Source organism: Bacillus sp. FSL W7-1034 (assembly GCF_038593365.1).
GTDB classification, from domain to species: Bacteria; Bacillota; Bacilli; order Bacillales; family Bacillaceae; genus Bacillus; species Bacillus altitudinis.
In genome coordinates, this window is record NZ_CP151989.1 from 1,889,592 (window position 1) to 1,911,242 (window position 21,651).

General features: G+C 44.3%; 17 protein-coding genes. 7 read left to right on the top strand and 10 right to left on the bottom strand.

The window, feature by feature from the left end; all coding sequences use genetic code 11:
• Both NST73_RS09620 and NST73_RS09625 read left to right on the top strand, forming a co-directional pair.
• Positions 1-1,101, top strand: coding sequence for a GerAB/ArcD/ProY family transporter (locus NST73_RS09620; RefSeq protein WP_025207468.1), 1,101 nt, complete (start codon positions 1-3; stop codon positions 1,099-1,101).
• On the top strand, positions 1,098-2,198 hold the full coding sequence (locus NST73_RS09625) for a Ger(x)C family spore germination protein (protein ID WP_342499072.1): 1,101 nt from the start codon (positions 1,098-1,100) through the stop codon (positions 2,196-2,198). Before NST73_RS09620 ends, NST73_RS09625 begins: the two co-directional genes overlap by 4 nt.
• 43 nt (positions 2,199-2,241) lie before the next feature.
• Here NST73_RS09625 and NST73_RS09630 read toward each other — a convergent pair whose 3' ends face one another.
• Entirely contained in the window at positions 2,242-2,472 is a 231-nt protein-coding gene (locus NST73_RS09630) for an excisionase family DNA-binding protein (protein ID WP_008346618.1), read from the bottom strand.
• A gap of 155 nt (positions 2,473-2,627) precedes the next feature.
• Between NST73_RS09630 and NST73_RS09635 the strand changes: the two genes are divergently transcribed.
• The 3 genes from NST73_RS09635 to NST73_RS09645 are packed head-to-tail and all read left to right on the top strand — an operon-like array spanning position 2,628 to position 4,589.
• Positions 2,628-3,047, top strand: a complete 420-nt coding sequence (locus tag NST73_RS09635; protein ID WP_056703132.1) for a GtrA family protein — start codon at positions 2,628-2,630, stop codon at positions 3,045-3,047.
• Positions 3,048-3,051: 4 nt separating this feature from the next.
• On the top strand, positions 3,052-3,933 hold the full coding sequence (galU, locus tag NST73_RS09640) for a UTP--glucose-1-phosphate uridylyltransferase GalU (RefSeq protein ID WP_061419301.1): 882 nt from the start codon (positions 3,052-3,054) through the stop codon (positions 3,931-3,933).
• A 53-nt stretch (positions 3,934-3,986) separates the two neighbouring features.
• The gene (locus tag NST73_RS09645) at positions 3,987-4,589 is read left to right on the top strand and encodes a DedA family protein (protein WP_007499192.1); all 603 of its coding nucleotides are present in this window, start codon (positions 3,987-3,989) and stop codon (positions 4,587-4,589) included.
• A gap of 39 nt (positions 4,590-4,628) precedes the next feature.
• On the opposite strand, the gene NST73_RS09650 is transcribed toward NST73_RS09645, so the two are convergent.
• On the bottom strand, positions 4,629-5,450 hold the full coding sequence (locus NST73_RS09650) for a uroporphyrinogen-III synthase (RefSeq protein WP_342499073.1): 822 nt from the start codon (positions 5,448-5,450) through the stop codon (positions 4,629-4,631).
• 148 nt (positions 5,451-5,598) lie between these two features.
• On the opposite strand from NST73_RS09650, the gene NST73_RS09655 reads away from it, so the two are divergent.
• Positions 5,599-6,219, top strand: a complete 621-nt coding sequence (locus NST73_RS09655; protein ID WP_007499188.1) for a GPR1/FUN34/YaaH family transporter — start codon at positions 5,599-5,601, stop codon at positions 6,217-6,219.
• A gap of 38 nt (positions 6,220-6,257) precedes the next feature.
• Here NST73_RS09655 and NST73_RS09660 read toward each other — a convergent pair whose 3' ends face one another.
• A complete protein-coding gene (locus NST73_RS09660) occupies positions 6,258-7,283 on the bottom strand; it encodes an LLM class flavin-dependent oxidoreductase (protein ID WP_342499074.1) in 1,026 nt (341 codons plus the stop codon).
• Between the two features lie 175 nt (positions 7,284-7,458).
• Here NST73_RS09660 and NST73_RS09665 point away from each other — a divergent pair, with 175 nt between their 5' ends.
• Positions 7,459-13,401, top strand: a complete 5,943-nt coding sequence (locus NST73_RS09665) for a hypothetical protein (RefSeq protein ID WP_342499075.1) — start codon at positions 7,459-7,461, stop codon at positions 13,399-13,401.
• A gap of 21 nt (positions 13,402-13,422) precedes the next feature.
• Here NST73_RS09665 and NST73_RS09670 read toward each other — a convergent pair whose 3' ends face one another.
• From NST73_RS09670 to nirB, 7 genes are all read right to left on the bottom strand, one after another.
• Positions 13,423-13,983: a CatB-related O-acetyltransferase gene (locus NST73_RS09670; RefSeq protein WP_058336768.1), complete on the bottom strand. Its 561-nt coding sequence runs from the start codon at positions 13,981-13,983 to the stop codon at positions 13,423-13,425.
• A 64-nt stretch (positions 13,984-14,047) separates the two neighbouring features.
• Positions 14,048-15,415 (bottom strand): MATE family efflux transporter, encoded by a 1,368-nt coding sequence (locus NST73_RS09675; protein ID WP_035703202.1) that lies wholly within the window; start codon positions 15,413-15,415, stop codon positions 14,048-14,050.
• Between the two features lie 19 nt (positions 15,416-15,434).
• Positions 15,435-16,919, bottom strand: coding sequence for a D-alanyl-D-alanine carboxypeptidase/D-alanyl-D-alanine-endopeptidase (gene dacB, locus NST73_RS09680; protein ID WP_324657967.1), 1,485 nt, complete (start codon positions 16,917-16,919; stop codon positions 15,435-15,437).
• A 131-nt stretch (positions 16,920-17,050) separates the two neighbouring features.
• Positions 17,051-18,031, bottom strand: coding sequence for a pectinesterase family protein (locus NST73_RS09685; RefSeq protein WP_008346597.1), 981 nt, complete (start codon positions 18,029-18,031; stop codon positions 17,051-17,053).
• 99 nt (positions 18,032-18,130) lie between these two features.
• Entirely contained in the window at positions 18,131-18,823 is a 693-nt protein-coding gene (locus NST73_RS09690; RefSeq protein ID WP_024718337.1) for a DUF421 domain-containing protein, read from the bottom strand.
• 66 nt (positions 18,824-18,889) lie between these two features.
• Complete coding sequence (gene nirD / locus NST73_RS09695; protein ID WP_008346593.1) at positions 18,890-19,213, bottom strand: nitrite reductase small subunit NirD; 324 nt, start codon at positions 19,211-19,213, stop codon at positions 18,890-18,892.
• A 23-nt stretch (positions 19,214-19,236) separates the two neighbouring features.
• Positions 19,237-21,648: a nitrite reductase large subunit NirB gene (gene nirB / locus NST73_RS09700; RefSeq protein WP_058336766.1), complete on the bottom strand. Its 2,412-nt coding sequence runs from the start codon at positions 21,646-21,648 to the stop codon at positions 19,237-19,239.
• Positions 21,649-21,651 lie beyond the last annotated feature (3 nt).

The following is a 21,651-nucleotide window of genomic DNA, read 5'->3' on the forward strand; positions in this document are numbered from 1 at the left end:
ATGAGCTCTTCTTCTGTGAAAGAAAAATTTCAAGTATCCCCTTTTTTTGTGTTTTTTCTGATCAATGCCAATCAAGTAGGTGTTGGTATTTTAAATTTCCAGACGAATCTTGTCCGGACGATTAATAATGATGGGTGGATTGCCATTTTAATTGCTGGTGCTAGCGTCAATTTGATGATTTTCCTCATTTACTTTTTGTTTAAAAAAGCACCTACTGACGAATTTAGTGACATTACGCAATCTGTGTTTGGTAAATGGCTTGGACAATTCATCAACATTCTCTACATTTTGTATTTTTCTTCATTATCTTTGATCGTGCTTGTTCATTATATGGATGTGATCCATGTTTGGCTGTTTAAAGAAATTCCTGGTCTTTTATTTGCATCAGTGCTGCTCATCCTCGTCTATTACATTCACACAGGCGGATTTAGAACAATCGCTGGCTGGGCATTCTTTAGCATTGTTCTAACGTACTGGATGACCTTTATCTGTTTTTATGTCATGAAATATAGTCACATCCGGTTTATGTTCCCAATGTTTGATCATTCATTTTCACAACTCATGATGGGGGTCAAAGATGCCTCTTTATCCATGTTTGGTTTTGGAACATTGCTTGTCTATTATCCCTTTATTAAAAAAGCACAAACGTCGCAAAAATTTGCACATATGGGAGTGTTGCTAACTACATGCCTGAATTTGCTTGTATTTCTCGTCTCTATAGCGTACTACTCAAGTGCTCAGCTCGAACTAACGAAATGGCCAACATTGACATTAACCAGCATTGTCAAACTTCCGTTTATCCAGCGCTTTGAATTTATTGAAGTGTCGCTATGGCTTTTGCTTATCGTTCCAAATATCGCTATTCCATTATGGGCAGCCAGCAGAATGGCAAAACAAGTGTTTCACACGAGCCAGCGCACCACGTTAATAGTTCTCAGCCTTCTCATTCTCGTCATGTTTTCATTTTTTATCAGAGCTACCTCATTTGAGACATTTAATAAATGGGTGGAATATAGCGGATACATCCTCATCTATGGATTGATTGGATGTATGATCATTGGGCTGCTGCTGAAAAAAAGGTGGGTGAAAAAACGAACATGAAACATTCTATTCTGATATGTCTCATGTTATTGAGTCTTTTCTTAACGAGCTGTGCACAGCCTCGTCTCTTAGATGAATTAAGTATCTCGCAGGCGGCGGGATTTGACTTATTGGAAGATGGAGAAATGAAGGGCTTCTTTGTTTTCCCTGTTTTTAAAAGCGAAGAACAAGGAAGCTATCAAATTGTAAGTGCTAAGTCAAATACCATTAGTAATATTCAGTTTCTTGTTTCGGAAAAATCGCCTTTCCCCGTTGTCATGGGACAAGTACTCGTGATTTTAATAAGTGAAAAGCTGGCGAAAGAAGTGGGTATGATTGATTTGATGAATTACATCTATCGTGATCCGATCATTGGGTCTCGTCAAGTATTTGCCATAGTAGACGGAGAAGTTGAAGATTTATTGCATACAAAAATGAATCAAACCAACTTAAATATCGGTGTATATCTTTCAGATTTACTGGCTCAAAACATGCGAAACGGCAATCAACCTGTGACCAATCAGCATATTTTTATGAACCAGATGATGGCAAAAGGCGTGGATGCCTACCTCCCTTACATTAAAAATACAAGCAACTCTATTAAAGTGTCAGGTGTCGCTCTTTTTGATCAAGAAAAAATGGTTGGGCATATTCCAGGGGAAGATACGTTTACGTTTAAAGCGATGATTGAAAATCATAAAAATGGGATTTATGAGTTTCGATTTAATGACAGAAAGAAAACCCATGTTGTCATTGAAAATATCAAATCACATGTGTCTTATCACATTAAACCAACTGAAAACCTTTCAAAAAAGCCTCATATCACCATTGATATCAAGCTGAAAGGTGAGTTAAAAGAATTCATGAAATCAAAAAAAATCGATACGCCTTCTATCTTGCAGCATGTTGAAAAAGAAGTGGAGAAGCGTGTGGCCCAGCAAGGAAGAGAACTTGTTCAATCCTTTAAAAAGCAAAAAATTGATCCACTTGGACTTGGTTTGAGGTATCGCTCTAAAGATAAAGCCATGACACCGGAGGAATGGCAAAAACTCTACCCTGATGCAGATGTCCAAGTGAATTGTCATATGAACATTGTCCAAACGGGTGTCAGCCAATAAAAAAGACTGTATGAAAAGGCCCTCCCTTCTCGTACAGTCTTTTTTAATCTTCATCTTTTACGTCCGGGTCCTCAGGGATTGGTTCATTTAAGATGTCTTGAATGAGCTCTTTATATTGTTCTAGCTGTTTCATATGGGTTTGAAACTGCCCTTGATAAATGAGATACGATTCCCCGTCAAATACGTAACGAATCTTTTTTTGCTGGATTAATTTTTCAACATATGCTTCTGATACTTCTAAGTATTCAGCTGTTTCTCCAATTGTTAAATACATGCATGTGCACCACCGTTCGTTTCATCTTACAAATTATATCACGAGCTGGTGAAAAAACAGATATCGCTTGTTCATGTTTTTTTCATCTTTTCTTCACTGATTCGTCAACTCGCTTTTGTACAGTATTCATACACCCACTCAAACACTAGGAGGTGATGATCCTTCGCATGACAAAGAAAAATATTCGGACCTATGCCACATTTTTAACTATAGGCGCAAGCAATACGATGATTGACTTTCTATTCTTCTTTTTTTTCACTGCTTGCTTTGTTCCCTCTTTTCTTGCACAGTGCCTGTCCTATACAGCAGGAATGCTGAACAGTTATGTTTGGAATCGAAAATGGACGTTCCAAGTAAAAAAGAAAGCGGATAGGTGGGAATGGATCAAGTGGGCCACAGTCAACGGCGTCGCGTGTCTCCTCACCTATGTTGTCTTATATGTCATGCAGCAAGCAGGCTTCTCATTATTCATTAGTAAAGCGATTGGTACCCTTCTTGGCATGATGATCACTTTTACTGGAAGCCGCCTATGGGTGTTTCCATCAGAAAACAAACGATCAGAAATGGAGCGATGATTCAATGAATATCAAAAAAGCCGTTATACCAGCAGCCGGATTAGGCACACGTTTTTTACCCGCAACGAAAGCACAGCCAAAGGAAATGCTGCCGATTATCGACAAACCCGCCATTCAATACATAGTTGAGGAGGCTGTTCAATCAGGCATTGAAGATATACTAATTATCACAGGAAGAAATAAAAAATCGATTGAAGATCACTTTGACCGTTCGATTGAGCTAGAACAGAATTTGCTTGAAAAAGGAAAAAAAGAACAGCTGGCTGAAATCAAACATATTGCGGATATGGCCAATATTCATTATATTCGTCAAAAGGAGCCCTTAGGTCTTGGACATGCGGTATTATGTGCACGTCATTTTACTGGCAACGATCCTTTTGCGGTGCTTTTAGGTGATGATGTCATGGTGTCAGAAAGACCTGCACTCTCTCAGCTCATGGAAGTCTTTGAAGACAAACAAAGAGAGGTCATTGGCGTCCAGCAAGTGGATCGTCTAGATGTCAGTAAGTATGGTATGATAAGACCAGCTAGAGTAGACGGTCAAGTGTTTGAAGTCACAGACTTAGTGGAAAAGCCAGCTATTCATGAAGCTCCTTCCGATTTAGCCGTGATGGGCAGGTATCTGTTAACACCATCGATTTTTCCTATTCTACAAGGAATCGAGAGAGGTGCTGGGAACGAAATCCAGCTGACAGATGCCCTGAAAATCATTGCACATGAATCACCCATTTATGCAAAACAATTAGATGGGATGAGATTTGACGTTGGTGATAAGCTGGGCTCATTTAAGGCAGCGGCTGAAATTGGATTAATGCGTCATGATATGCGGCCAGCCATGCTAGCATATATGCAAAGCATACTCATGAGAGAAGCAAAACAAGCATAGGCTCTTATAAGGATGCTTGAAGAAAATTCGTATTTAAAGGCAGAGTGAAATGAATGGGAACCTTGTTTAATGAAATTTTAACCTGGCTGACAAGCCTTGGTTACGCAGGTGTTGCACTTGGACTGATGATTGAAATTATTCCGAGTGAAATTGTACTTGCCTACGGCGGATATATGGTGTCAACAGGAAGCATTGGATTTGTTGGAGCTGTCATCGCTGGGGTTATTGGAGGAACACTTGCCCAGTGCTTTATTTACTGGATCGGCCTTTATGGCGGAAGACCTTTTTTAACAAAGTATGGGAAGTATTTATTCATCCATGAGCATCATATTGCCACGGCAGAACGCTGGTTTGACCGATATGGAACTGGTGTCGTATTTACAGCTCGTTTTATCCCAGTCGTGCGCCACGCGATCTCGATTCCAGCTGGTATTGCAAAGATGCCATTTCTCAAATTTGTTCTTTTGACCGGATTAGCCGCCATCCCTTGGTCCATTCTATTTATTTATCTTGGAATGCAGCTTGGGACAAAATGGGACCACATTCAAAGTGTCGCTCACACGTATACAACACCAATTATGGTCATTGCCATCGTTCTGATCGTACTGTATTTCGTTTTGAAAAAAATTCGCACAAATCGAAAACGGACAATCTAACAAAAACGCCTTTCACTCGTCATGTGAAAGGCGTTTTTTCTATGCGTGCGTCGATTGTTTTTTCATATATTGAGATAATTCCATAATCATTGCACCCATTCTTTCAAGTGATGGGGCTAGAATGCGGCTTATCCCCTCTTCTTTTAAAGCTTCAGCTGTGACTTTTCCAACAGCTACAGCTAATACATGCTGCTCGAATAGATGTTGCAGTTCTTCTTTTTTGCCCCATTCTTCTGCTAGTTTGAAAAAGGCATGAACCTGAACAGCGGTTGTAAAACAAACGGCATGGACCTTCCCTTCTTTCATTTCTTGAAGCAAAGTGGCCGCCGCCTCTGGTTCAGGGGGCGTGTGCTGATATGGCATGAGCTGCAAAACGTCTGCTCCCTTGTGATGTAAAAAATCAATGAGAGCTGGTGCATTTTCGCCGTGAAGCTGTACCATGACCCGTTTACCTTGAAGTTCTTTGTCTTCTAACTTTGAAATGAGGTCACGAACGGTTCCATCTTCATCAGAAACATCTGGCTGAATGCCGTGTTTTTTTAGAGCCGCGAACGTTTTGTATCCTCTTGAAGCGATATGGGCACTTGATAAAATGTTCATAAAAGCTTCTCCAAGCTGCAGCTCTTCTGCACTTTCAATTAATGTGTCTGTGCCGATACCCGTTGTTAAAATGACCCAGTCAGCTCCCTTCTTTACAAAGGTTTCTATGCCTGGCTTCAATTCCTCTTTGGCTAAAAATACAGTGCCCTGAAGAGAACGAATAACAGCTTGTCCTCCTTGCTTTTCAACAAGTGTACGCATTTCTTCTGTTTTTCTTGTTCCGCATATGGCAATGGTCTTTCCAGCTAAGCCTTTACTCATTCTCATCCCTCTTTTTCTATCACATGTATGATGTATTGTATTAAATATAGATTTATTTGGAAGACGTTGCAAGTGTCTACTAAAAAAGAGCTTGACGTTTCTATCGAATTCGAGTATCTTTTGTAAGTGCAAATTGTAGGAGGTCATTATGGAAAAACAGAATGTTCAAGCAATTCGATTATCAATCGCAGACCCAACACCACTTGGTTTGTTTGGTTTAGCAATGGTGACGCTTGTTGCGTCTTCACAAAAACTAGGAATCACAGATGGCACATCCCTTATTTTACCTTGGGCTATCTTCCTTGGAGGAATCGCGCAGCTGATTGCGTCCATACAAGATTCAAAGCATCATAATATTTTTGGAGCCACTGCCTTCGGCGCATTCGGTCTTTTTTGGATGGGCGTTGGAACCACTTGGCTCATTCAAGCGGGCGTTTTTGGGAAAACGCTTGCGGGAGCTGCGGACCCAAAACAACTAGGTTTTGCTTTTATTGGTTATTTGATTTTCAGCTTATTTATGACGATCGGTGCAATGGAAACACATAAAGTATTGTTTTTGATTTTCGTCTTTATTGATTTCTTATTCATTGGCCTGTCCCTAAGCTCGTTTGGTGTGATGTACGATGTGACTCATACGATGGCTGGTATTGCAGAATTGATTATTTCTCTTCTTTCATTTTATGGTTCTGCAGCTGTTGTGCTGAATACACATTTTGGTCGTACAGTACTGCCAGTTGGACAACCATTTCGCGTGTTTACTAAAGCATAAATAAAAAAGAACTGCTCTTGGCAGTTCTTTTTTTATTCTTATTTTTCTTGTTCTTGTTCCTCTTGAAATATCTCTGCAATGATTTCATAAGAACGCATTCTTTCTTGATGGTCAAACATATCAGAATTAATCATGACTTCATCTGCTTGAGTCGCCTCAATAAAGGCTTCTAACTCTTTTTTCACCTTTTGTTTATCCCCGATCATCGTCGAACTTAATTGTTCGTCCACCATCGCCTTCTCATATGGACTCCATAGCCCATCCATACTTTCAACAGGGGCTTTGAGTTTTCCTGGTGTATTGCGAATGAGGCTCAAGAAGCGCTGATAATGAGACGTCGCCAAATATTCAGCCCGCTCTGTTTGATCAGCAGCAAAAACCGTCACACCAACCATCGCATAAGGTTCTTTTAACACATCTGAAGGTTGAAATGCCTGTCTGTATAATTCTAAAGCAGGAATGGTATTTTTAGGGGAGAAATGTGCCGCAAAGGCAAATGGCAGTCCCAGTTCTCCTGCAAGCCTTGCACTAAAACCACTTGAACCAAGAAGCCAAATTGGTATATCCAATCCTTCTCCCGGAACGGCTCTTACATGTTTTTTGACCTGACCAGTCGGTTTGAAATATTGCCGAAGTTCTTCAAGCTGCTCAGGGAAATCCTCCCCATTATGAAGATTACGTCTAAGTGCCCTTGCCGTTAACTGATCTGTTCCTGGTGCCCTGCCAAGACCTAAATCAATTCTCCCTGGATACAAAGTCTCCAGTGTTCCAAATTGTTCTGCAATAACGAGTGAAGAATGGTTTGGAAGCATAATCCCCCCAGAACCAACCCGGATCTTTTCAGTCCCTCCAGCAATATGTCCAATCAAGACGGATGTTGCTGAACTCGCAACCCCTTCCATATTATGATGCTCCGCAAGCCAATATCTATGGTAGCCCCACTTCTCAGCTTTTTTTGCTAAATCCATACTATGTTCAAATGACTCTTTGATTGTGCCACCTTCTGTTACAGAGGATAAATTTAACACGGAATATGCTGCACGTTGTAAAACTGATTGACTCATACATGATGCCCCATTTCTTTCAAAAATCATACTAGTTTCATTCTTTCAACACCATAACATAAAACGATTTAACTTTTAAATGATTTGATTCGATGAACTTCGAACTAAAAAATATCATTTAGCTGAATTCCGCTTTTTAAATTTCCACATAGAATAAAATATTAACTTTTAGGAGATGGGGAATTTGTATAATCAGTACGATAACAAATGTCCCTTTTGCGGAAAAAAGCATGATTGGCAACCTCATTACAGAAAATCTCGTCACGATAGACCTTTATTTGATGATTGCCCTCTTCTTAAACGAGAATGTAAAAAGAAAAAAGTTGTTAAACATCACAACACTTGTGCTAAAGCAAAAGGACGAAAAAAAACAAATACTAAGATTGTAAAAAGAGGTCCAACTGGTGCAACTGGACCTACCGGAGCTACTGGTGTTACTGGAGATACCGGACCTACTGGTGCGACTGGTGATACGGGTCCAACCGGTGCGACTGGTGTAACTGGTGATACTGGTCCGACTGGAGCCACTGGTGCAACTGGAGATACCGGACCTACCGGTGCTACTGGTGTAACTGGTGATACGGGTCCAACCGGTGCGACTGGTGATACGGGTCCAACCGGTGCGACTGGTGTAACTGGTGATACCGGACCTACTGGTGCGACTGGTGTAACTGGTGATACCGGACCTACTGGTGCGACTGGTGTAACTGGTGTAACTGGTGATACCGGACCTACCGGTGCGACTGGTGTAACTGGAGTAACTGGAGTTACTGGTGATACCGGACCTACTGGAGCCACTGGTGCAACTGGAGATACTGGTGCAACTGGAGTTACTGGTGCAACTGGAGTTACTGGAGATACCGGACCTACCGGTGCTACTGGTGTAACCGGAGATACTGGGCCTACCGGTGCAACTGGAGTTACTGGAGATACCGGACCCACTGGTGCAACTGGAGATACCGGACCTACTGGAGCCACTGGTGTAACTGGAGTTACTGGACCTACTGGAGCCACTGGTGCAACTGGAGATACCGGACCTACTGGAGCCACTGGTGCAACTGGAGATACCGGACCTACCGGAGCTACTGGTGTAACTGGAGATACTGGTCCTACTGGAGCCACTGGTGTAACTGGTGATACCGGACCTACTGGAGCCACTGGTGTAACTGGAGATACTGGACCTACCGGTGCTACTGGAGTAACTGGAGCCACTGGTGTAACTGGAGATACCGGTGCAACTGGTGCTACTGGAGTTACTGGCCCTACCGGTGCAACTGGTGCTACTGGAGATACCGGACCTACCGGTGCGACTGGAGTAACTGGTGCTACTGGAGATACGGGTTCTACCGGTGCAACTGGTGCTACTGGAGTAACTGGTGCAACCGGAGATACTGGCCCTACCGGTGCTACTGGAGTTACTGGAGATACTGGTCCAACTGGAGCCACTGGTGTAACTGGTGATACGGGTCCAACCGGTGCCACTGGTGTAACTGGTGATACTGGTCCTACCGGTGCCACTGGTGTAACTGGTGATACTGGACCTACCGGTGCAACTGGTGCAACTGGAGATACTGGTCCAACCGGTGCCACTGGTGTAACTGGTGATACTGGTCCTACCGGTGCCACTGGTGTAACTGGTGATACTGGTCCTACCGGTGCTACTGGAGTAACTGGAGATACCGGCCCTACCGGTGCAGGATTAACAGGAATTGAAGCGTTTGATCCGGTAGTAAGTCCTACTTACCCAGTAGGGCAAGTAGTGACCTTTAATGGCAGTACGTATGTAGTAAATACTGCACCACCGACAGGTACACCAGATACTTCCCCAGACTACACATTGCTGGCTGCAGCAGGATCAACTGGAGTAACTGGTGATACCGGACCCACCGGTCCAACCGGTGCAACTGGAGATACCGGACCCACTGGTCCAACCGGTGCCACTGGTGCTACCGGAGATACTGGACCTACTGGAGCCACTGGTGTAACTGGAGATACCGGACCCACTGGTCCAACCGGTGCCACTGGTGTAACTGGTGATACTGGACCTACCGGAGCGACTGGTGTAACTGGAGATACCGGACCTACCGGTGCGACTGGTGTAACTGGAGATACCGGACCTACCGGAGCTACTGGTGTAACTGGAGATACTGGACCTACTGGAGCCACTGGTGTAACTGGTGTAACTGGTGATACCGGACCCACTGGTCCAACCGGTGCCACTGGTGTAACTGGTGATACTGGACCTACTGGTGCGACTGGTGCGACTGGAGTTACTGGAGATACTGGTCCAACCGGTGCGACTGGTGCGACTGGTGATACCGGACCTACTGGTGCAACTGGTGATACTGGTGATACTGGACCTACCGGAGCGACTGGTGCAACTGGTGATACTGGTCCAACCGGTGCGACTGGTGCAACTGGTGATACTGGTCCAACCGGTGCAACCGGAGATACTGGGTCAACCGGTGCAACTGGAGTTACTGGAGATACTGGTCCAACCGGTGCAACTGGTGATACCGGGCCTACTGGTCCAACTGGAGCCACTGGTGTAACTGGAGATACCGGACCTACCGGAGCTACTGGTGTAACTGGTGATACTGGACCTACTGGAGCCACTGGAGCCACTGGTGTAACTGGTGATACCGGACCCACTGGTCCAACCGGTGCCACTGGTGTAACTGGAGATACTGGACCTACCGGTGCGACTGGTGATACTGGACCTACTGGAGCCACTGGAGCCACTGGTGTAACTGGTGATACCGGACCCACTGGTCCAACCGGTGCCACTGGTGTAACTGGAGATACTGGACCTACTGGAGCCACTGGAGATACTGGTCCAACCGGTGCGACTGGTGCGACTGGTGCAACCGGAGATACTGGGTCAACCGGTGCAACTGGAGTTACTGGAGATACTGGTCCAACCGGTGCAACTGGTGATACCGGACCTACTGGTGCAACTGGTGATACTGGTGATACTGGACCTACCGGAGCGACTGGTGCAACTGGAGATACTGGTCCAACCGGTGCGACTGGTGCCACTGGTGCAACTGGAGATACGGGGCCTACCGGTGCAACTGGAGCCACTGGTGTAACTGGAGATACCGGACCTACTGGTGCGACTGGAGTTACTGGAGATACTGGACCTACTGGTGCGACTGGTGCAACCGGAGATACTGGGTTAACCGGTGCAACTGGAGTTACTGGAGATACTGGTCCAACCGGTGCGACTGGTGCAACCGGAGATACTGGTCCAACCGGTGCGACTGGAGTTACTGGAGATACTGGTCCAACTGGAGCCACTGGTGTAACTGGAGATACCGGACCTACTGGTGCGACTGGAGTTACTGGAGATACCGGACCTACCGGTGCAGGATTAACAGGAATTGAAGCGTTTGATCCGGTAGTAAGTCCTACTTACCCAGTAGGGCAAGTAGTGACCTTTAATGGCAGTACGTATGTAGTAAATACTGCACCACCGACAGGTACACCAGATACTTCCCCAGACTACACATTGCTGGCTGCAGCAGGATCAACTGGAGTAACTGGTGATACCGGACCCACTGGTCCAACCGGTGCCACTGGTGATACCGGTGATACTGGACCTACTGGAGCCACTGGTGTAACTGGAGATACCGGACCTACCGGTGCGACTGGTGTAACTGGTGCGACTGGAGTTACTGGAGATACTGGTCCAACTGGAGCCACTGGTGTAACTGGTGATACCGGACCTACTGGTGCCACTGGTGTAACTGGTGATACTGGTCCAACTGGAGCCACTGGTGTAACTGGTGATACCGGACCTACTGGAGCCACTGGTGTAACTGGTGTAACTGGTGTAACTGGTGATACTGGCCCTACCGGTGATACTGGCCCTACCGGTGATACTGGAGTAACTGGAGCCACTGGTGTAACTGGTGATACTGGTCCAACCGGTGCGACTGGAGTTACTGGCCCTACCGGTGCCACTGGTGTAACTGGAGATACCGGACCTACCGGACCTACCGGAGCTACTGGTGTAACTGGAGATACTGGCCCTACTGGAGCCACTGGAGCCACTGGAGCCACTGGTGTAACTGGAGATACCGGGCCTACTGGTCCTACTGGAGCCACTGGTGTAACTGGAGATACCGGACCTACCGGTGCGACTGGAGTTACTGGAGATACTGGCCCTACCGGTGCGACTGGTGTAACTGGTGATACCGGACCTACTGGAGCCACTGGTGTAACTGGTGTAACTGGTGTAACTGGTGATACTGGCCCTACCGGTGCTACTGGAGTAACTGGAGCCACTGGTGTAACTGGAGATACTGGTCCTACTGGAGCCACTGGTGCTACTGGTGAGACTGGTCCAACCGGTGCGACTGGAGTTACTGGAGATACTGGTCCAACTGGAGCCACTGGTGTAACTGGAGATACCGGACCTACTGGTGCGACTGGAGTTACTGGACCTACTGGTGCGACTGGTGCAACCGGAGATACTGGGTCAACCGGTGCAACTGGAGTTACTGGAGATACTGGTCCAACCGGTGCGACTGGAGTTACTGGCCCTACCGGTGCCACTGGTGTAACTGGAGATACCGGACCTACCGGAGCTACTGGTGTAACTGGAGATACTGGCCCTACTGGAGCCACTGGTGTAACTGGTGATACCGGACCTACTGGTGCCACTGGAGTTACTGGCCCTACCGGTGCCACTGGTGTAACTGGTGATACTGGACCTACCGGTGCAACTGGTGCAACTGGAGATACCGGACCTACCGGTGCGACTGGTGCCACTGGTGTAACTGGTGATACTGGTCCTACTGGTGCCACTGGTGTAACTGGAGATACTGGACCTACCGGTGCCACTGGTGCAGCTGGAGATACGGGGCCTACCGGTGTAACTGGTGATACTGGACCTACCGGAGCGACTGGTGCAACTGGAGATACTGGTCCAACCGGTGCGACTGGTGCAACCGGAGATACTGGGTCAACCGGTGCAACTGGAGTTACTGGAGATACCGGACCTACCGGAGCTACTGGTGTAACTGGAGATACTGGCCCTACTGGAGCCACTGGTGTAACTGGTGATACCGGACCTACTGGTGCCACTGGAGTTACTGGCCCTACCGGTGCCACTGGTGTAACTGGTGATACTGGACCTACCGGTGCAACTGGTGCAACTGGAGATACCGGACCTACCGGTGCGACTGGTGCCACTGGTGTAACTGGTGATACTGGTCCTACTGGTGCCACTGGTGTAACTGGAGATACTGGACCTACCGGTGCCACTGGTGCAGCTGGAGATACGGGGCCTACCGGTGTAACTGGTGATACTGGACCTACCGGAGCGACTGGTGCAACTGGAGATACTGGTCCAACCGGTGCGACTGGTGCAACTGGTGATACCGGACCCACTGGTCCTACCGGTGCCAATGGTGTAACTGGTGATACTGGACCTACTGGTGCCACTGGAAGCACTGGTGCCACTGGAGCTACTGGAAGCACTGGTGTCACTGGAGCTACCGGAAGCACTGGTGTCACTGGAGCTACTGGAAGCACTGGCCCAACTGGAGCTACTGGAAGCACTGGTGCCACTGGAGCTACTGGAGCTACTGGAAGCACTGGTGTCACTGGAGCTACTGGAAGCACTGGTGTCACTGGAGCTACTGGAAGCACTGGCCCAACTGGAGCTACCGGAAGCACTGGTCCTACTGGAGCTAGCGGTCCAACTGATACGTCACTTTATGCTGGAAATACAACAGGTCCTACAATCATTACTATTGCTGGTGGTACGAACATTGCTTTACCAAGTAATCAAAATATTAATGGATTTACGCCGAATGGTTTAAATGATACATTCACAGTCCAGCAAACAGGTAAATACTATATCACATATCAAGTAAATACCACTGCTGCACTTTTAGTGAGCACAAGGCTATGGTTGAATGGATCAACTGCTATTCCAGGTTCAATTCAGTCGTCTGCCGTATCTACAACTTTTATGAGCAATACAGTTATTGTCAATTTAACAGCAGGAAATACAATTTCATTACAATTTTTCGGAGCGGTTGTAACAGCCATTCTAATAGGTGGTGGTGCAACCGGTGCATCGCTTACCATCATCAGACTCAGCTAAGCTAAAAAAAGAAAGGCTCTGTCAGCCTTTCTTTTTTCTATCTTCAATTACGCTTATACAACGGTCAATATCAGGAGATTGCAAAAGGTGAAAAATAGACTGTATGATCGAAAACTCTAAATTCCACCATTCTAATAACTGAAGTTTTTCAATGATATCAGAAGAAAACCGATATTTCATGAGCCGCTGTGGGTTCCCTGCGACAATCGCATATGGAGGCACATCTTTTGTAATCAGACTATTTGCTCCAATGACTGCCCCGTTTCCTATCTGTACCCCTGACATGATTGTTGCTCCATATCCAATCCAAACATCGTGCCCTATACACACATCCCCTTTTGATCGTGGATGTCCTTCAATGTGGGCAGCATCTGTGAAAATTTGATTGAAGGGATATGTGGTGACCCAATCTGTTCGGTGTTCACCACCAAGAAAAACTTTTACTTCGTTTGCGATGGAACAAAACTTTCCTACATTCAGCGTTGTTCCTTCTCCCCACGTCAAGACTTGAAAATCTGGTCCAGCATAAGTGAAGTCACCGATATCATACGAACTGAGCTCACTTCTTTGGTTTAAAAACATAGAAGATCAGACCCCCTACAAAGTAATTGATCTTCGTATATATATGCCAGATGATAGGCTCACATTATGATTGGACAAGTGCAACGATCTGCTTTTTCTTCCATACCAGTCGATAATAGCCGTATTGGAGCAATAAGTTTACAAAAAAGGCTGCAGGATATCCTATCCAGATTCCTTTGATCCCAAGCGATGTATGATGTGATAGCACATAAGCCACTGGTACTTCAACAAGCCAAATGGAACAAATACTAAAGATGGTCGGCCATAGAACTGTGCCACTTGCTCTCATTGTGGCTGCAACGATTTGTGCTGTTCCGAAAATGAGATAGCTCCATAGGGTAATCACGACCAAACTATATGCAATGTCAATCGTTGCAGGATCTGTTAAAAAGATAGATAAAATTTGCGGTGCGAAAATATAGACGAAAATAATAATCAATCCGCCTATTGCAAAGTTTAGCCCCAGCCCAATTTTAATGACATCCTTCAAACGATTCATGTTTCCTGCGCCAATGAATTGTGCGGCGAAGATAGAAACCGCAATACCAAGGCTCACTGCAGGCATCTGTACATAACTTACGACTTGATTGACAACGCCATAAGCTGCGGTCGCCTGTGATCCATAATCGTTGACAAAAGAAATGACAGCAATTTCTGATAAAGAAATGAGAATCATATTAATACTAGAAGGGATACTTAACTTTAATAGCGTTTTTAATAAATCCCCTTTCATCAATAAATGCTTTCTAACCGACGCATCAATGCGCAGCGGGTGCTTTGTTTTATAAAGATAGATATGAAGAATGATAAACGTAACGATTGTAGAAATCACAGAAGAATACGCAGCACCATATAAACCAAATGCCGGTAAACCAAGCCAGCCGAATAATAAAATTGGCAGCAATAAAATATTGGTTCCTGTACTAATCATTAAGAAATAAAATGGTGTTTTTGAATCTCCTGTTCCTCGTAAAAAAGTTGTATAGACAAAATAAAGAAATAAGATGGGCATGGAGATGAATAGGATTCTGGCATATGCCGCACTTTCCTCCACAATATTTGCAGGTGTCCCCATCAGATGTAAAATATCTGTGGCAAAAAAACCTCCAATGACAGCTAAAGAAAGTCCGATTAAAAAGGTGAACGAAAGCGTTGTACCGATAATTTCCTTTAACCTCTGCTCATTTTTTGCTCCGTATGCTTGTCCAATAAGGATCGAGCTCCCTGATCCAATCCCAATGGAAAAAGAAACAAGTAAAAAGAAAAGTGGAAAGAATGCCGAAATTGCAGCTACTGCATCCTCTCCAATCCATCTACCGACAAGCACAATGGAAACAAGCTGTCCAATTGATTGCAAAATATTGCTTAATAAAAGTGGAATTAGAAAGATCGACATGGTTTTTACTAAAGATTGATTATTATCTAACGTCATGATGGTTCTCCTTCTCTGTCTAAAGATCCTCAGCTAACATGCTGACAATGCGGTCTTCTATCTCTTTTCCTTTTTCGTCATCAACGAGATGATTCAATAAGATGGAAAAAGCAAGCGTTTTTCCACTCTGCGTTTCAATATATCCAGATAGTGTGCTGACCGTTGATAGTGTACCTGTTTTTGCACGCACTTTTTCTAGTGTAGCTGGTTCTTTCAATCTATTTCTTAATGTACCTCCCACCATACGCTCACTTGCCCCAGCTAACGGAAGTGCATGGACATAGGTGTTAAACCATTTTTCCTTTTGAATGTTTGTCAAAAATAACGTGAATTGATTTGCAGAAACAAGGTTAATCGGTGATATGCCTGATCCGTCTCTCAACACAGTCATAGATGCATCTATGCCATAGGCAGGAAGACGTTCATTCAGCACGTCAAGCCCTTTGTCAAAACTCCCTTTGTTCTTTACCCGCTTCCCAAGTTCTTTTAACAGAATTTCTGCATGTGTATTGTTGCTTAATTTCATCATCGGAACAAGAAGATCGGATAAAGGCATTGATGTATGGGAAGCGATTTTTTTCGCTTTTTTAGGAACTTGTTTTGTTTTGAGTGGTCCTTTCAGCTGAATCCCCTCAGCCTTTAATGCTCGTTTCATTAAGTCTAAAGCATACGTTGTCGGTTCCCATAATGCGACCCATTGTTTAGACGAGGATGCTTTTAGCGGAATCGTTCCAGTCAGTGTAATTTTGTTTGTACCGTGAGAGCGTTTAAAAGATATTTTCTTCTTTCCGCCTTCTGGCACAGTTTTCACTTGATTGACAACTTGAGCGACGTCAGTCTTCGGGATCATCTCATAGCTGGCCTTCTGCCCTGCTTTCTTTCCCGGCTTAACTTCGAGAATGATCGTCCCTGCATCATAATCCTCATTCGGTGAAGCAGTAAGAGCAGATATTTGAGCGCCGTAATATTGATCTTCATCACTCCACGGCAGATCGATGGAATACCTTGTGTCATCAAACCAAGTATCATCAGCTGCAAGCTGTCCACGAATCGTATGTATTCCGGCCTTTTTGACTTGTTTGGCTAATGCGGCAAAATCGCTTTCTAACAATGTCGGGTCTCCAGTGCCTCGGAGATAAAGATTGCCGTGCAATGTTTTTTTGTGAATTGAACCATCTATCCAAACGTCTGTTGGAAAAGTGTGTGTTTCACCCAGTAGATCGAGTGCGATAGCAGATGTGAGTAATTTCATATTAGAAGCAGGAGTCAGACGGATGTCCGCTTGATGTTCATAAAGAAGAGAAGTGTCAGAAGTATCGCGTACGCTGATGCCAGCAATTGCGCCCTCTAAATCAGGTGCTGTTCGAATGAATTCGTCTAAAGAAGTGATCCATTTTGATTGATCATCATGAGCTGTTAGTTGTTCATCTTTCACTGAAAAAGGGAGAAATAACATCGACAAAATACATAGTTGTAAAAACATGACCTGTGAGAAACGTTTCACGCAATCCCTCCTTTTTAGAAAAGCAGCCAAATTTAGCAGATTATGTTCATTATACACAAAAGAACGTTTGTTCTCAAAGGTTTTTTAAACAGAAAAGTCAGCTTTCTTTGACGAAAACTGACAAGCCTCTTTTACCTTTTTTCAGGATTCCAGCCATCGCTTCCGCTAAGCACGGCTTGAACGGTGATTTGACTTGCTTCGTTTTTTGTTAATATCGTTGACCACTTCACCCGGTTTGCCACATGACTCCCTGCGCCCGTTGATCCATATTCTTGATATCTAGCCGTTCTTTCGTTGTCTTTGTTCTCCCAGTTATGCCATCCCTCAGCTTTAATATGTTCATCCATTTTTGTTTGGAGGAACGTGACAGCCGAATGAGGTCTCCACGGACGGCCTAAGTACACAGATTGAGACGCAGACGTTCCTTTATTTAACGTGGAATCAATAAAAACGTAGCCATACTTTTGCGCTTCTGTTGTGGATGCCGCTGTAATATACCCATTTCCAAGACTTTTTATTTCAGCTCTTTTAAATACAGCCGTTGCTGAACCAAAGATGAAGTCAACCGTGCCCTCGATATAGCAATCTTCATAATATTGTCTCCCTGTGCCTGTGGCATAAAGTGTATCTTGATAACCGAGAACACGTACGTGTTTAAACACAGCCCGGTCCCCGGATACATAAAGGGCAACCGCCTGCCCTGCGTTTCGGCCAGCTGTATTTTGAAACGTGATATTTTCTGCGTAAAAATGATTTGCCCGAATCATTGTACTAGAGCTATTGGTTGTGCTCCCGCTGCTTGCATTTGTATCATCATACGTCAGAATCGTCTGATACTGATTTTCTCCAATAAAGGACACATACGGCTTATTTTGCGGAAGGAGAATCTTTTCTTTATACACACCATTTTTAATATATATCGTCGTTTGCTGTTGATTGTTCACTGGTATCGCATCAATGGCAGATTGAACCGTTCGAAATGTCCCATTTCCTTTTTGATCGACAATAAGCACGCGGTTTGTTTGATGGTTGTGTCCAGCTGCTTGCGCATAAGCTGAGTCAAAAAGCAGTAAGGCCAATACCATCATCAGCAGTCGTTTTCCATACTTCATCACACATCTCCCCCTTATATTGTGAACGTTTTCATTGACGTATTCTTTTTGATCCTATTCACTTATAAAACAAAAAAACACAAAAAAACATCCACTGTGTTAGGTTGTGGATGTTTTTTCATATTTCATCGCATAAATTCCTTCATTTTCAATCCATTCACAAAATAGGACGTCTTTATAGGAGGAAATGTGCTGCTTTTTCAATTGCTCTCTCAGCCACGCTTCATCAAATCCAGCTTCCTTTAAATCTTTTCTTAAAATCTCTCCGTCGATAATAAACGTTCTAGGCAATGTGACTTCTTTTCCTTTCACGTTCACATCTTCGGCTGTAGCTGGTGCATATTTCATTTTCGGAAGCACACTCACAGACCCATCCGTTTCCAAAATGGCAAATTCAATTTCATTAAGAGCAAAATGCCCTTTCGCTCGAATCAGTGTCTGCAACTGATTTAAATCGAGCATATTTTTCTTTAATCGATTGTAGTGAATCTTTCCTTTATCAATCACAAGAGTGGGTCTTCCCTCTAAAAAAGCGCGAATGGATTTGAATTTTTGTGAAAGCCATTCAACTGTGTAGATTAAAACGCCCCAGACTGCAACTGCAAAAAGGATATGTAGCACGCTGACTTCTGGATCAAAAATGGCGTTACCGACCATCTCCCCTAAAATCAGTGCAGAAATAAAATCAAACGGCGTGATTTGTGCAAATTGTGTTTTCCCTAATAGCTTTGTAATGGAAAATAAAGCGAAAAATCCGATAAAGAGTTCAATCAAAATATTAAAAAATGGCACACATATACCTTCCTTTCTCACTGCATGTACTTACAGCATGTACAGGAAAGGAAGGTTCTAAACCATTTATGAAGGCAGTAAAATAAAGACGTCGTCTCCCTCAACCAATGCTTCATATGTTTTCACGCATCCATGATCTGGTTCTTGAACATTTCCTGATGAAAGATTGATTTTCCAATCATGCATTGGACAGAAGACATGATCTCCGCTCACCATTCCTTCAGCTAGTACACCGCCTTTATGAGGACAGCGATTTTCAATGGCTTTGAACTGCTTGTTAGAGGTTTGAAAAACAGCTAATTCAAGTGGACCGGCTGCGACTGTTTTCCCTAGCTGCAACGGGAAATCTGATATTGTACCAATATGAACTTTTACAATTGAAACTGTCATCTGATCTCATCCCTTCAATTGATTTAGACGGAAGCAGTTGCCTTTTGAAATAATTGTCTTGTTTCTGTTTCGTTCTCTCGAATCTCTTGCCACGGTTCTTCATAAGTTGAAAGTGCGATGTCCATTCTTTCGATGAGTGCTGCACGCCTCTGGTCATCTAGCAGTACCGTTTGGATATGATTCAATCCAAGCCGTTCAACCCAAGCGGATGTTCTCTCTAAATAATTTGCGGTTTCTCTGTAATATTGAAGGTAGGCTGCGGCCATTTGTTCTACTTCTTCTGCTGTACTTACTTTCATTAATAAGTCTCCAGCTCGTAAATGTGTCCCTCCATTCCCGCCAGCGTACAATTCAAATCCCCCATCGATACCTACGATGCCAAGATCTTTAATCCCAGATTCAGCACAGTTTCTTGGACAGGCTGATACGGCCATTTTGACTTTGTGCGGTGTGGCAAGTCCTTCAAATTTCTTTTCAAGCGCGATCCCAAGAGATATGGAATCCTGCGTTCCGAATCTGCAAAATTGTTCTCCAACACATGTTTTGACAGTTCTTAATGATTTTCCGTAAGCATAACCAGACGGCATATCTAATTCAGCCCATACTTTTGGTAAATCTTCTTTTTTGACACCTAAAAGGTCGATTCGCTGACCTCCAGTCATTTTCACAAGCGGTATCTCATATTTGTCAACGACATCCGCTATTTTTCTCAGGTCATTAGCATTAGTCACGCCCCCGTACATACGTGGAACGACCGAATAGGTACCATCGTTTTGGATGTTGGCATGCATTCGTTCATTCACAAATCGCGAGCTTTTTTCATCTTTGTAGTCAAGAGGATACATCATCCCTAAATAGTAATTCAGTGCAGGCCGGCACTTTGAACAGCCTTCTTCTGTTTCCCAGTCAAGTACATTCATCACTTCTTTGACATGCTGCAAACCTTTCTCTTTTATTTCATGAATCACTTCATCTCTTGATAAGGTGGTGCAGGCGCAGATGGTTTCTTTTTGCGCAGTGCGGTTTGCATCATCGCCTAAAGTGTGCCATAAAATCTCTTCCACAACAGATTGACAGCCTCCGCATGACCGAGAAGCACTTGTACATTGCTTGACCTCTTGTATAGTCGTTAGGCCTTCTTTTTGAATAGCTGCCACTATTTGACCTTTTGAGACACCATTACAGCCACAAACGATATGGTCGTTTGCCATTTGTTCAATCGTGTTTTCTTGCGCCAGCTCATTTGATGTTAAGACAGATACTTTTTCCATATCTGACATATCAACACCTTCTCTAATGTACGAGAATAAACGTGGTCCATCGCTTGTTTCTCCAAACATGACGGCGCCGACTAATCGGTTTTGCTGGAAGACTAGTTTTTGATAAATACCTTGCTGTTCATCAAAAATTTTAATTGCTTTTTTCTCATCGTTTTCGATAAAATCTCCAGCTGAAAATACATCAACCCCTGATACTTTTAGCTGTGTCGATAGTACAGATCCTTCATAAGGCGTCGGGGCCATATCACAAACATGCTTCGCAAGCACGTTTGCTTGATCGTATAATGGCGCAACAAGACCGTACGTTTGTCCTCTATGTTCAACACATTCTCCGACTGCGTAAATCCGCGGGACACTTGTTTCCATGAAATCATTGACGATAATCCCCCGGTTCACTTCAATGCCGCTCGTTTCGGCAAGCTTGTGATTCGGTTTAATTCCTGCTGCCATGACCACCATATCTGTCTCTAATGTAGAACCATCTGAAAATGTTAGCCCTTCTACCCTTGTATCTCCTAAAATCTCATTTGTCTGTTTTCCTAATAGAAAGCTCATGCCTTGTTTTTCTAAAGCTGCTTGCAGAAGCTGACCTGCCACCGGATCGAGCTGCCGGTCCATTAGATGAGAGCCAAGATGAATGACGGTCACTTCCATTCCTAAGTTTAGTAGACCACGCGCGGCTTCAAGTCCAAGGAGCCCGCCTCCAATGACGGCTGCTTTTTTGTACATCATAGATGCTTTGACCATTTCCTCTGTGTCTTGTAATGTACGAAAAGCTGTTACCCCTTTTTTATCGCTCCCTGGAATGGGCGGGATGAACGGGAGTGACCCTGTCGCTAAAATTAAACGGTCATAATGCACGGTCCGTCCTTGATCACTCATAACGGTTTGATTGTCTGGATCGATCTTCACAATGGTCTCATTTGTAAACAGCTGAATATGATGTTCCTTGTACCAATTCCAATCGTTTAACGTAATATCCTCTGTCTTTGTATCCCCTTGGAGAACTTTCGATAAAAGAATCCGATTATAGTTAGGATACGGCTCAGTTCCAAATACAGTCATGTCGAATCGTTCATTGTCTGTTTTTAAAATGTTTTCGAGCGTTCGGATACCAGCCATACCATTCCCTACTAATACGAGTTTTTCTTTCATGAA

Bases quoted from the DNA above. Each gene is read 5' to 3' on its own strand.
- NST73_RS09645 (WP_007499192.1), top strand. From the start codon at position 3,987: ATGGGAACCTTGTTTAATGAAATTTTAACCTGGCTGACAAGCCTTGGT.
- NST73_RS09685 (WP_008346597.1), bottom strand. From the start codon at position 18,031: ATGAAGTATGGAAAACGACTGCTGATGATGGTATTGGCCTTACTGCTT.
- NST73_RS09665 (WP_342499075.1), top strand. From the start codon at position 7,459: ATGGGGAATTTGTATAATCAGTACGATAACAAATGTCCCTTTTGCGGA.
- NST73_RS09655 (WP_007499188.1), top strand. From the start codon at position 5,599: ATGGAAAAACAGAATGTTCAAGCAATTCGATTATCAATCGCAGACCCA.
- NST73_RS09620 (WP_025207468.1), top strand. From the start codon at position 1: ATGAGCTCTTCTTCTGTGAAAGAAAAATTTCAAGTATCCCCTTTTTTT.
- NST73_RS09650 (WP_342499073.1), bottom strand. From the start codon at position 5,450: ATGAGTAAAGGCTTAGCTGGAAAGACCATTGCCATATGCGGAACAAGA.
- NST73_RS09660 (WP_342499074.1), bottom strand. From the start codon at position 7,283: ATGAGTCAATCAGTTTTACAACGTGCAGCATATTCCGTGTTAAATTTA.
- NST73_RS09670 (WP_058336768.1), bottom strand. From the start codon at position 13,983: ATGTTTTTAAACCAAAGAAGTGAGCTCAGTTCGTATGATATCGGTGAC.
- NST73_RS09625 (WP_342499072.1), top strand. From the start codon at position 1,098: ATGAAACATTCTATTCTGATATGTCTCATGTTATTGAGTCTTTTCTTA.
- NST73_RS09630 (WP_008346618.1), bottom strand. From the start codon at position 2,472: ATGTATTTAACAATTGGAGAAACAGCTGAATACTTAGAAGTATCAGAA.
- NST73_RS09635 (WP_056703132.1), top strand. From the start codon at position 2,628: ATGATCCTTCGCATGACAAAGAAAAATATTCGGACCTATGCCACATTT.
- nirB (WP_058336766.1), bottom strand. From the start codon at position 21,648: ATGAAAGAAAAACTCGTATTAGTAGGGAATGGTATGGCTGGTATCCGA.
- NST73_RS09675 (WP_035703202.1), bottom strand. From the start codon at position 15,415: ATGACGTTAGATAATAATCAATCTTTAGTAAAAACCATGTCGATCTTT.
- nirD (WP_008346593.1), bottom strand. From the start codon at position 19,213: ATGACAGTTTCAATTGTAAAAGTTCATATTGGTACAATATCAGATTTC.
- galU (WP_061419301.1), top strand. From the start codon at position 3,052: ATGAATATCAAAAAAGCCGTTATACCAGCAGCCGGATTAGGCACACGT.